This window comes from Bacteroides xylanisolvens XB1A, from assembly GCF_000210075.1.
Classification (GTDB): domain Bacteria; phylum Bacteroidota; class Bacteroidia; order Bacteroidales; family Bacteroidaceae; genus Bacteroides; species Bacteroides xylanisolvens.
Genome location: NC_021017.1, coordinates 4,801,278 through 4,813,672, shown reverse-complemented (window position 1 = coordinate 4,813,672; position 12,395 = coordinate 4,801,278). Strand labels below are relative to the sequence as shown.

The 12,395-nt window shown below is 42.4% G+C and carries 13 protein-coding genes; all 13 read left to right on the top strand.

Annotated features, from left to right (window positions below):
• The coding region (locus BXY_RS18585; protein ID WP_208946855.1) for a hypothetical protein at positions 1 to 234 on the top strand (234 nt) is incomplete at its 5' end.
• 2 nt (positions 235 to 236) lie between these two features.
• Positions 237 to 1,223, top strand: a complete 987-nt coding sequence (locus BXY_RS18580) for a glycosyltransferase family 2 protein (protein WP_015532649.1) — start codon at positions 237 to 239, stop codon at positions 1,221 to 1,223.
• Positions 1,186 to 2,205 carry a glycosyltransferase family 2 protein gene (locus BXY_RS18575; protein ID WP_015532648.1) on the top strand — a complete coding sequence of 340 codons (1,020 nt, stop codon included), beginning with the start codon at positions 1,186 to 1,188 and terminating at the stop codon, positions 2,203 to 2,205. The genes BXY_RS18580 and BXY_RS18575 overlap by 38 nt, the downstream gene beginning before the upstream one ends.
• On the top strand, positions 2,202 to 3,335 hold the full coding sequence (locus tag BXY_RS18570) for a glycosyltransferase (protein WP_015532647.1): 1,134 nt from the start codon (positions 2,202 to 2,204) through the stop codon (positions 3,333 to 3,335). The genes BXY_RS18575 and BXY_RS18570 overlap by 4 nt, the downstream gene beginning before the upstream one ends.
• Positions 3,335 to 4,405, top strand: a complete 1,071-nt coding sequence (locus BXY_RS18565; RefSeq protein ID WP_015532646.1) for an acyltransferase family protein — start codon at positions 3,335 to 3,337, stop codon at positions 4,403 to 4,405. Before BXY_RS18570 ends, BXY_RS18565 begins: the two co-directional genes overlap by 1 nt.
• A gap of 8 nt (positions 4,406 to 4,413) precedes the next feature.
• A complete protein-coding gene (locus tag BXY_RS18560; protein ID WP_015532645.1) occupies positions 4,414 to 5,433 on the top strand; it encodes a glycosyltransferase family 2 protein in 1,020 nt (339 codons plus the stop codon).
• A gap of 3 nt (positions 5,434 to 5,436) precedes the next feature.
• Entirely contained in the window at positions 5,437 to 6,423 is a 987-nt protein-coding gene (locus BXY_RS18555) for a glycosyltransferase family 2 protein (RefSeq protein WP_149921996.1), read from the top strand.
• The gene (locus BXY_RS18550) at positions 6,420 to 7,697 is read left to right on the top strand and encodes a hypothetical protein (RefSeq protein WP_015532643.1); all 1,278 of its coding nucleotides are present in this window, start codon (positions 6,420 to 6,422) and stop codon (positions 7,695 to 7,697) included. Before BXY_RS18555 ends, BXY_RS18550 begins: the two co-directional genes overlap by 4 nt.
• Positions 7,687 to 8,460, top strand: a complete 774-nt coding sequence (locus BXY_RS18545) for a glycosyltransferase family 32 protein (protein WP_015532642.1) — start codon at positions 7,687 to 7,689, stop codon at positions 8,458 to 8,460. Before BXY_RS18550 ends, BXY_RS18545 begins: the two co-directional genes overlap by 11 nt.
• A 4-nt stretch (positions 8,461 to 8,464) precedes the next feature.
• Positions 8,465 to 9,538, top strand: a complete 1,074-nt coding sequence (locus BXY_RS18540) for a glycosyltransferase family 4 protein (protein ID WP_015532641.1) — start codon at positions 8,465 to 8,467, stop codon at positions 9,536 to 9,538.
• 167 nt (positions 9,539 to 9,705) lie between these two features.
• Complete coding sequence (locus tag BXY_RS18535) at positions 9,706 to 10,593, top strand: acyltransferase family protein (RefSeq protein WP_192912723.1); 888 nt, start codon at positions 9,706 to 9,708, stop codon at positions 10,591 to 10,593.
• Positions 10,594 to 10,613: 20 nt separating this feature from the next.
• The gene (locus BXY_RS18530; protein WP_015532639.1) at positions 10,614 to 11,729 is read left to right on the top strand and encodes a glycosyltransferase; all 1,116 of its coding nucleotides are present in this window, start codon (positions 10,614 to 10,616) and stop codon (positions 11,727 to 11,729) included.
• A gap of 129 nt (positions 11,730 to 11,858) precedes the next feature.
• A complete protein-coding gene (locus BXY_RS18525; protein ID WP_243442521.1) occupies positions 11,859 to 12,395 on the top strand; it encodes a sugar transferase in 537 nt (178 codons plus the stop codon).

Genomic DNA, 12,395 nt, shown 5'->3' with positions numbered 1-12,395 from the left:
GGTATTTTTGACTTGTTGATAGTTTGGCATCATTTGACACTAACAGAAGTATCTCCATATCATTACGATTTTGGCAGTACCATTGTTCTTTTCTTCTTTATTCTGAGCGGGTACGGCATATCATTGTCGTGGAAAGATAAAATAAGTGAAAAAGGGGGCGGTAAAAAATTCCTGTCCCGTCCTTGTTCGGGGTATTTGCTCAAAGTTGCCAATAAAATGTTTAACGAACTATAGGAATGAAGACAATTTCAGTCATAGTCCCAGTTTACAATACGGAAGCTTACTTGGACCGTTGCATCAAGAGCTTGTTCTGCCAGTCGTATGCCGACTTGGAAATCATCCTAGTGGATGATGGCTCTAAAGATGGCAGTTTGCGGATTTGCCGGAAATGGGAAGAACGTGACAGTCGTATACAGGTTATATCCCAACCCAATCTTGGTGTGTCTTCGGCTAGAAATGAAGGGATAAGAAAATCAACAGGCGATCTTATCATGCTGCTTGATAGTGATGATTGGCTGGCTGCTGATGCATGCGAAAAACTATTGGCACTAATAAAAGGGAAAAATGCCGACTGCATAGTTTGTGGGCTCAAACAGACAAGTGGCAATATATGGGCTCCTGCATTTGACAAAGACTATTCAGATTTGGCTTCATTCAAGTGTGACTTTATTTATTGGATAAACACGGAACTATTAAGTTCATCGGTGAATAAGATATATAAGCGTGGACTTATAACAGAGTTATACCCTGAAAATATGTCTTTCGGTGAAGATTTGGTCTTTGTATTGAATTATCTGAAACATTGCAATCGAATATCATTTACTCAAGAACCACTTTACCAACATGAAGTGTATAATTCAGTTTCATTGACACATTCTTTTTCCCCTGCACGTTTCTCCAATTTGGAGGATATTCAAAAGGCCATTTTAGATTTTGCAGACGATAAGAATAAAATCAACCCACGAATTTACGATAAATATGTGAAGGATGCGTTGCATTTGACAAGAATGTGGTATAAAAACAAGAATGTTCCCTATATAAGAAAAAAGGAAATTATAGGTGAATGGCTGAAACAGTCTTATATAAGAAAGCTGAAAATTTCCGATTATCAATTACATTGGAAAGACCGCATGTTGCTTCATAGCCTACACATGAGTTGCTTTATCGGAATAAATTGGATTGTCAATGGGAAAGAATATATCAATTCCCTTTCTAAAGAATGATATGCAAATGAAATACACGGCTGTGATACGAACATTAGGCAAGGGCGGAAAAAATTATCAAAGATTGCTTGATTCCTTACTTGAACAGACCATCAGACCGACAAGCATTCTCGTGTATATCGCTGAGGGTTATCCTTTGCCTAAAGAAACGGTCGGTATAGAGCAATGTGTATACGTAAAAAAAGGTATGGTTGCACAAAGGGCTTTAGCGTATGATGAGGTATCAACTGAATATTGTCTGTTTCTTGATGATGATGTTTATTTACCACACCACGCAGTGGAAACCTTTTATAATGAATTAGTTGGACAGGATGCACAAGTGATTTCTCCATGTGTATTTGCCAATCATGAAGTAGCCATAAAGGATAAGATACGTTCAAGCATATTGGGCAGAGAAGTCTGTCGTCTATGGAGTCGGAAGTGGGGCTACAAAGTTTTAAGAACCGCAGGTTTTTCCTATAATAATCATCCTGTAAAACCGGTGTATGAATCACAATCTAATGCCGGACCCTGTTTTTTTTGCCGGAAAGAAGATTTCCTGAAAATTCATTATGAGGAAGAATTGTGGTTAGATAAAACTTACTATGCTTTTCCTGACGATCAAGTCATGTATTACAAAATGTATAAAACCGGTCTAAAAATACTGACCTCTTTTGATTCCGGTGTCATACATTTAGATGCAAGTTCGACCGTAGAAAAATCCAAAGAGAAAACAGAGAAACTGATCTATTCCGAATACCGAAACAAACTAATATTTTGGCACCGGTTTATTTTCCTGCCGGAAAAGAACTTATTATTAAAATTTTGGTCGGTGATTGCCATTTTTTACGTTTACGGCATTCAGGGCATGAAATATGGCGTGAAATGTTTGTTCGGTAATAAGGATATGTCAGTGGCTTATATAAATGGAGTGGTGGACGGATTTTCATTTTTAAGAAGTGAGGGATATAAGAAACTTCCCAAAATCAAATCGTGTCAATGAAAAAGAATATCATGTTTATGATGCCTGCCTTGCCGGGAGGAGGAGCGGAAAAAGTTCTTATTGATATTTTAAAGAACTTTGATTACGCATCTTATGAGGTGACATTGTTCTTGGAATATAAGGAAGGTGTTTATTTGAATGATGTTCCTGAAGAAGTGAGAATATTGGCTTTACATTCGCAAAATACAATATGGTTTGAGCGATTTCACCGTGTTTTAAGAATTTTTCATAGCTATGTCCTCTTTCATACGCTTGTATATAAATATATGTTTATGAAACTTCTGAAAGGAGAACAATTCGATACGATTGTTTCGTTCATGGAGGGAGCTGCGGTAAAGTTTCATTCTTATATCATACACAAAGCGAATAACAATCTTTCTTGGGTGCATATCGACTTAAAACAGAAACATTGGTCTTTAGATTTCTTCCGAAACGAAAAGGATGAATTTAGAGTCTATAGAAAGATGGATAAAATCGTTTTTGTATCGGAAGATGTAAAAAGGATGTTCTTGGAACTATATGCAATAGAAAATGATAAATGTAAGGTTATCTATAATCTGATTGACAAGAATGTTATCCAACGATTGGCTGTATCGAACAATGCCATAAAAAGGAAATTCACAATTTGTATGGTCGGACGGCTTAATAGACAAAAAAGATATGATAGGGCATTAAAGGCAGCCAAGTGGTTGAAGAGTGATGGCTATGATTTTGATTTATGGATTATCGGTGAAGGAAGCCTTGAAAAGCCCTTGAAAGCAATGAGCCATGGATACGGAATGGATGACCGCGTACACTTCTTAGGTTTCCGGAAACCTTCCTATCCTTATATGAAAGAAGCAGATATATATCTAAACACATCGGAAGCGGAAGGTTATCCTTTGGTTGTTTGTGAGGCCTTATGTTTAGGGCTGGCAATCGTAGCTACAGATATCAGTGGGGCGAGTGAAATATTAGCCGGTTCGGAATACGGATTGTTAGTTTCAGAAAAAGATGAGGACATCTACAAAGGTGTAAAACGATTGATGGATGATGCCTCCTTGCGTGAGAAATACCGTGCGAAAGCCTTACAACGGGCAGAAATGTTTGATGTACCTACCACTATGGCACAAATTTATAAGATACTGTAATGAGTAATAAGGAAATCATAAGTTTAGCCATAGACAGATTAAAATTCCCTTTAATCTGTGGTGTGGTCTTCATCCACAATCAGTTAAAGGGTGATATTTCTATCTCGGGACAATCGCTCTCTATACCGGATGCGTCGTGGTACGAGGCCGTCATCAATTTGTTCTCCTACGTTATTCCATGTATAGCCGTTCCAATTTTTTTCATTGTCTCCGGATATCTATTCTTTAAAGAAGGAACTTTTAATGAAAAGCTATATCTCACAAAGATAAAGAAACGATTTTGGTCTTTGTTAATTCCGTATGTTTTATGGAATACTTTATGCCTTCTTATTTTTATATTCGTAAGAATTCCGGCCTTACATGGTTTGTTCCCTAATGTTTCTTTGGAAGAGGTTACCCTGCCCAAAGTTTTATCGGGATATTGGGCGTGCGAGGGAAACGGTTTTCCTTTTGATTTCCCTTTATGGTATGTTCGTGAACTCATTCTTATGGTTATAATTTCTCCGCTTCTATATGTTGTAGTAAAGAAAATGAAAGTTTGTTTTTTCATTCCCATAGTCATCTGTATGTTCTTCTCATTATGCCCGAAGGAATTTGGATTTACATTAAACGCTTGTTTTTTCTTTTCATTGGGATTATATACGAGGTTGTTTTCTCATGTGATAGAATATGTAGAACGGTTGAATTTTATCAAGTATTTGTATTTTCTGCTGATCGCAGCCGATTTATATACAGTGACATTGGGTTTGCCAGTTAATTATTATATACATTTGTTCGTTATTTTCTCTGGAATTTTGACTGTATTCAATTATGTGTTTATCTCGGTTAAAAAAGGAAAAAACGGATGTCTGTTTAAAGAAGAGGTCTTTTTCATTTACGCATCTCACGGATTATTCATTGCTTTCCTTCAAAAGGCTGTTCTGAAAATCATGCGTCCTATAACCGAAGTTGAATTTCTTGCCATATATTTTCTCGTACCGATTCTTACGATTGCCATTTCAATCGGGATGTATAGGTGCATGAAACGTGTAACACCGAAAGTTTTGTCCATATTGGTTGGAGGAAGATAAGATTGTCTATGAAAGTTTCAATAGTCATACCTATATACAACGTTTCCGCTTATATTGAAAACTGTTTGGAATCGGTACGGAAGCAAATCTATCAGGATTTGGAAGTGATTCTTGTCGATGATTGTGGCACGGACAACAGTATGGAAATCGTACAGGAATATTTGGAATACCACAACTTTGTTGAAGTAAAAATAATACACCACACGCATAACCGGGGCTTGTCAGCTGCCCGCAACACTGGTTTGGAGGCTGCAACGGGAGATTATGTATATTTCTTAGACAGCGATGATGCGCTTATGGAAGACTGCATTTTCATATTGGTCGCCCCCGTGGAAGCACAGCCTTATGATTTTGTCATCGGCAACTATGAAGTTAAAGGAAGTAACAAGGAATATCCGGCCTTAACCCTGCCTTCGGGAGCACTCCGTAGCAACAAGGAGATTCTACACTCATACGCTGAAGGACGATGGTATATGATGGCATGGAACAAATTGTGCAACCGGAAATTCCTGCTGGACAACAAGTTATTTTTTGAAGAAGGGCTGTTGCATGAGGATGTGATATGGAGTTTCAAACTGGCTTGTAAAGCCTGCTCCATGTATGTAATCCAAGAGCCGACCTACCGATATACCATACGTGCGGCCTCTATCATGACCGGAACGGATATAGAGCGAGATGTCAACCAATACATAAAGGTATTTAAGGTGTTAACCCGGTTTGTCATAAACGAAGGCAGGCAACAAGCGCAGGATGAATACACACTTTTAGAGGGGCGGAAAAGCGCCTTGTTATTCTCCTTGTTGCAAAGAAACGAATATGGGTTATACAACCGTTATTACCCGTACCTGCACGAAATGTCGCCCATCTCCCCTTGGATTGCATTTAAAAACAAGACGATAGGGGTAAAATACCTGTTGCGCGATTTGCATTACCTGTTGCCAGTGCTATGGGGAAGACAATACAAGCGATTATTCTACAACCTGTATTACAAATGGAGAGGCAAGCCGATAGAAGGTGCACTCTGGTAAACCATGAGCTATAAGATTTCCATCATTATCCCGGTCTATAGGGTGGAGAACTATATATCACGCTGTTGCAGGTCGCTGTTCGGGATGCGGTTTCAAGATGTGGAATACCTGTTCGTGGACGATGCGACTCCTGACGGGAGTATTGCCGTTATCGAAAGCGTCTTGAACGAATATCCTCATAGGAAGGCGCAAGTGAGATTACTTACACACCAAAAGAACATGGGGGTTGCCTGCGCCCGTAATACCGGACTCGAAGCGGCTACCGGCGAATACATCGCATTTGTCGATGCGGACGACTGGATAGAGAAAGACATGTTTGAAAAGCTATACCAAAAAGCCGAAGCCGGACATCTTGATATTACGGGTTGCGACTGGTATCTGGAGTTTGAAGCATCCAGACGCTATATGCGGCAACCCGTCTATGAAAAGGCTTCGGACTGCCTGATTGCCCTGCTGACCGGAGAAATGCGCTGGTTCTTATGGGCTTTCCTTGTACGCCGCGACCTCTATGTAAAAAACAATATCCGTTTCCTTGACGGAGCCAATATCGGCGAGGACATGTCCGTACTTATCCGGTGTTTCAGCTTTGCCCGGTCATACCGCCATGTCCCGGAAGCCCTTTACCACTATGTAAGATCCAACACGGCTTCGATGACCGCCCTCGATTCCAAAAGGCAGATAGAGATGGTGAAACGGAACGTGGATGTCACGACCGGCTTTATCCATAGCAGGTATCAGAACAGCTTGGAACGGGAACTGGACTTTCTGAAACTGAACGTGAAGTTCCCCCTGCTGATTTCGGACAATACCGCCAATTACGAAGTGTGGAACGCCTGTTTTCCCGAAGCCAACCGTTCCATCTGGAAAAACGCCAAACAACCGTTCCGAAACAAACTGCTGCAATGGTCTGCCTTGCACCGCCATTATTGGATAGTAAGAGGCTACTATCGCCTGCTGTTCAAATTCGTGTACGGAATACTATATAGATGATGACTGATTTGTTGAAAGCCGTTTTAACCGGTATTGTGTTCAGTTGCTATTATTTCCCGTTTGAGTTTGTCTCCCTGCCGGGAATCAATACAAAGATGATGTTGGCTGTAATTGGTGCGGCATTGTTTGTCATGCAATGGCTTAAAGAGGATACTCTTCGACTCAACAGAACATTTTTGGTGGTTTCTGTGTGGGCGGCCTTATTTTCCTTGTCATCTTTTCTGTCCGTTGTAATCAACAACACAACGGATTACACGTATGTGTCTTTTATAGTCGGGCTGTGGGTTTGGATTGCCGGCGCCTATTCGGTAATGTTTTTGATAAGAAATGTACATGGTTCCATTTCGATTCAATGGGTTTTCCGGTATATGGCGTATGTCTGTGCCATACAATCCATTTTAGCCATTTTGATAGACAATATGCCATTACTTCAGGAGTGGGTTGACGGCTTGATATTGCAGAATGTTGAATATTTGCATCGCGTTGACCGGTTGTATGGTATAGGTGCCAGCTTTGATACAGCCGGAATCCGGTTTTCATGTGCGATGTTAGGCTTAGGATATTTAATCGTACATGAAATTTCAAATAAACGGAAAATATGGTATTGGAGTCTTTTTCTCATTATCGGTATCGTGGGTAATATAGTGTCGCGTACAACGACGGTCGGTTTGGTTATTTCCATTGTATATATGGCTTTGTCGAACTTTTCACTAAATGGCCAGATAACCCGTTCGCGGGTAAAATTTATCGGATGTGGCATTGTTCTTACCGGATTGTTAGTGGGAGGCGGCTACTATCTGTACAACTATTCGCCAGTGTTCGGAAATTATCTGCGATACGGTTTTGAAGGTTTCTTCAACTGGTTTGAGAATGGTGAATGGACGACTAATTCCACGGACAGATTACAACGGATGGTTGTATTTCCTGACAATTTAAAGACATGGCTTATCGGAGACGGATGGTTCTTAAATCCTGATGATTCCAATGGATTCTATAAATATGTAGATATAGGTTATTTGAATTTCATTTTTTATTGCGGCACTATTGGAGTGGCTATCTTTATATCTCTGTTTGTCCACAGTACTTACCTCCTTTGCCAAAAAGGTAGGGAGGATACCTTTTTCTTTTTGTTGCTGCTTTTGTTGCAATTGATAGTTTGGATAAAGATCTCTACCAATATATTTCTCGTGTATGCCATGCTTCTGTTACTTGACAGCTACGAGTCCTCAGAAGATAGTGTCAGACCGACTGAAAAAACGCCTTATGGTACCTAAAATTATTCATTATTGCTGGCTAAGCGACGACCCATTTCCGGAAAAGATACAAATGTGTATAGAATCATGGAAAAAGGTAATGCCTGACTATGAATTGAAGTTGTGGAATACACAAACTTTTGATATAGAGAACAGTGTCCCATACGTAAGAGAGGCATTTGCCAATCGTAAATGGGCATTTGTCGCGGATTATATTCGCCTATATGCACTTTATACGGAAGGTGGTATCTATTTGGATTCCGATGTGAAAGTGCTGAAACGTTTCGATGATTTTCTGCATCACAATTTTTTCACAAGTATGGAATACCATCCGTTCATGGTTGAACGGGATAACTCCTTAGCGGATATTGATATTGACGGATACCGAATTGCTGATAATTATATATCCGGCATTGAATTGCAGGCAGCCATAATGGGAGCGGAAAAAGGATGCCCGTTTATCAAAGAGATATTGGATTGGTATCAAGACAAGCACTTCATTCGACCGGATGGTAGTATGGGGCTGGATGTGATAGCCCCACAGATATATGCCCGCATCGCAGAAAATTATGGTTTCAGATATAAGGATATTGATCAACCATTGACCGATGGTCTGATGATTTACCGCTCTGAGATCTTTGCCGGGAACAGGCGTGAGGTCACGCCTGCATCATACGCCATTCATTATTGTGAAAACAGTTGGAATGAACGGGCTCTATTGGATAAAATCCGACACTATTGGAGATTTCTCCTATATCTATTTAAATCAAAAATAAGTAGCTAAGTTTATGATTTACGTTAACGGAAGGTTCTTATTGCAGAACTTGACAGGGGTTAACCGTTTTGCATACGAACTTTGCAGGGCATGGGCGCAAATGGGGATACCTTTCACATTGTGCTGTCCACCCGGTCCCATCAAGGGATGTTACGACGTTTCCCATTTTAACATTGTAGTGTATGGTTGGGGCAAATCTCATGTCTGGGAACAGCTGTCGCTACCTTTATGGTTCAGCAGGATTAAGGGAGAGAAAGTGTTAGTCTGTTTTACAGGCTTAGGACCTTTGCTGGTACGGAAGAAAATTATGACGATCCACGATTTGGCATTTATGGCCAATCCGGATTGGTATTCCCGTCCATATAGAACATGGTATCGAATGATGACTCCCCTTTGTGCCTCCACATCCATGAAGATATTGACTGTAAGCGAGTTTTCCAAATCAGAAATCATGCGCAGGCTTTCAATGGATGATGAAAAAATTCGTGTCATTTACAATGCTGTTTCTTCCCGGTTCCATGCTTCAGAGAGCAGCCGTAGGAATGCAGGGGAAGTTACCGGAGAGAAATACATATTGGCAGTATCTTCCATTGACCCTCGAAAGAACTTCTCCATGCTATTGAAAGCATTTTCTCTAATAGAAGATAAAAATATCAAATTATATATAGTTGGAGGACAGGCTCATATTTATTCTACCTCCATTAAGGAATTATGTGATAATATCCCTACCGACAGAATCAAATGGTTAGGACGGATAACAGACAGTGAATTGAAAGAATATTATATGAACGCATGTTGCTTTATCTATCCGTCTCTTTATGAAGGATTTGGTATCCCTCCATTGGAAGCCATGGCGTGCGGCACTCCGACCATTGTGTCGGATATTCCTCCTTTACGGGAAGTTTGCAGTAATGCCTCTTTATATATCTGCCCATTGGATACGGAAGATATTGCAAGAAAAATAATGTTATTGGTCTCAGATATAGAATTGCGAGAAAGACTTCGTATAGCAGGCTATAATCAGTATAAGCGATTCACATGGAAGAATAGTGCAAATGCCGTCTATGATCTTTTGTGCAGTTTATAGGTCAAAAAGTAGGAAAAAACAGCAGCCGTTTTGTAGGTTGTACAAAATAAAGAGTAATGATTTTTTTCTTGATAATTATCGTTCTATTATATATTCTTTCTTTTCGTTCCTTTAATGAGAGAGTCAGTCCTTTCAATAAAGAGCATGTTTCTATATTGAAAGGGGTAATGGCAATGTCTATAGTCGCTTTCCATTTGTCTTATCAAACTGATGACTGGTTATTCATGTTCAGTTCTTGGGGAGCTCCTGTCGTTTCCATATTCTATTTTATATCAGGATATGGACTGGCGTTCAATTATAGAGCCAGAGGAAATGAATATCTGTCACATTTCTTTAAACATAGAATTTTGGGGAACCTTATTCTTCCCTTCCTGCTGGTATGGATTGTCAATAGAATCGTAAGCGGAAACATTTCAATGAGTTTATTGGATGAACTCATTGAATTATTGATGCACGGAGAGACCACATTGCCCTATTCATGGTATGTTTTCAGTATTCTTCTTTTTTACATTCTCTTTTATATGATAGCTGCCAAGCGGAATGTTGTAATCATTTCATTCCTTTGTGTCTTTACATATATAGTTCTTACCGTTTCATTGAGTTATGAACGCTGTTGGTATATCAGTGCGTTAGCATTCCCATTAGGAATATTTTATTGTAAATATGAAAAAAGAATATGCGCATTATGGAATGTACCGGTAAGATATTATGTGACGGTCCCTTTATGTTTGCTATTGACGGCGGTATGCGTAATTAGTAAAAATGAATTCTGCTATTTGTTCGCCTATATGCTTATACCAATCATTATTGTGTGTCTTTGTGCCAAAATACAAATCTATAATAGAAATATGCAATGGATAAGCAATGTCTCGTATGAAATTTATTTATGTCAAGGTATCAGTATGACATTGCTTAGGGGAAATTATCTGTTTATCAAATCTGATTTATTGTATATCATTGCAACTTTCGTGCTGACTTTCTTTATGGCTTATAGCATAAAAAAGATTGTGCATTATTTATTAATAGGCATTAATATGGAAGGTCAAAAGACATGATATTACAGGAGTCTTAAAAGATGGAAATTTTGAAAATCCTCCAACTCGGTAAATTCTACCCGGTGCGCGGCGGTGTGGAGAAAGTGATGTACGACCTGATGACGGGCCTTTCGGAGCGTGGCGTGGACTGCGACATGCTGTGCGCCCTGTCGCAGGGCGGCTCGCGTACCATAGCCATCAACGCCCACGCCTGTCTCATTGGCTGCCGCACCTGGATGAAGGTGGCCGCCACGATGATCTCGCCCGCCATGATTTTCTCCCTGAGGAAAAGGTGCGGGGAGTATGACATCATCCACGTACACCATCCCGACCCGATGGCGTGCCTGGCATTGTTCCTTTCCGGCTACAGGGGCAAGGTGGTGCTGCATTGGCACGCCGACATAGAGAAGCAGAAAATGTTGCTGGAATTATACCGTCCCCTGCAGGAATGGCTGCTGGGACGCGCGGACCTGATTGTGGGGACAACCCCTGTCTATACGGCGGAATCCCCCTGCCTTGCCCGTGTGCAGCATAAGACAGTATGCCTGCCCATCGGCGTTGCCCCTGTCGTTTCCGAGCCGGAAAAGGCGGACGCGCTGAGGAGGAGGTATCCCGGCAGGAAGATCGTCTTCTCCCTGGGACGTCTGGTGGCATACAAGGGCTACCGGTACCTGATAGAGTCGGCCCGCTACCTGACTGACGACTATGTGGTGCTGATAGGCGGCTCCGGCCCGCTGATGTGCGATCTCCAGGCGGAAATCGAGACCTGGGGCGTGGAGGACAGGGTGAAGCTGTTAGGCAGGATTCCCGACGGGGATCTGCCGGCCTATTACGGGGCCTGCGATGTCTTCTGCCTGAGCAGCGTGCAGAGGACGGAGGCTTTCGGCATTGTGCAGATAGAGGCCATGTCGTGCGGCAAGCCCGTGGTGGCCACCCGCATCCCCCATTCGGGCACCTCGTGGGTGAACGGGCACGGGATGTCGGGGCTGAACGTGGCGCCGGAGGATGCGAAAGCACTGGCGGAGGCCGTCATGGAGATAGCCGGTGACGGGCAGGTATACGGGAGGTTCGCTGCGGGTGCGGGGGAGCGTTACCGGGAGCTGTTCACCAAGGAGAGAATGATTGATAACGTAATAGATATTTATACCAAACTATGAATGAGACAAAAGTTATGTCAAGGGCGGCCGGAAGCCGCATTTGACGGCAGTGCCTGCCGCCGGGGCGTCGTGTCCCCGGCCGCCCGCAGGGTAAAGAGGGGCCTGGACCTCGTGGCGAGCGTCATCGGGATGCTCGTCTTCTCGCCGGTGTTCCTGATCATCTACATCGCCGTAAAGTGCGAGGACGGCGGGAAAGCCATCTTCAGGCAGGAACGTGTGGGCTATCACGGGGAGATTTTCACGCTCTACAAGTTCCGTTCCATGGTCACCACGTCGGAGTCGGACGGCAGGCCGGCATTGTGCAGCGGGAAGGGCGACAAACGTCTGACCCGTGTGGGGCGTTTCCTGCGCGAGCACCATCTGGACGAGCTCCCGCAGCTGTGGAACGTGCTCAAGGGCGAGATGAGCTTTGTCGGTCCGCGCCCGGAGCGCAAGTTCTTCGTGGACAAGATCAGGGCCGTCAACCCCGACTACGAGCTGCTGTACCAGCTGCGCCCCGGCCTTTTCTCGGCCGCCACGCTCTATAACGGCTACACGGACACGATGGAGAAAATGCTGGAGAGGCTGCGGATGGACCTGGACTACCTCTACAACCGCTCGCTGTGGCTTGACACGAAAATCATCTTCCTGACGGTGTTCTCCATCCTGACGGGAAAGAAATTCTGA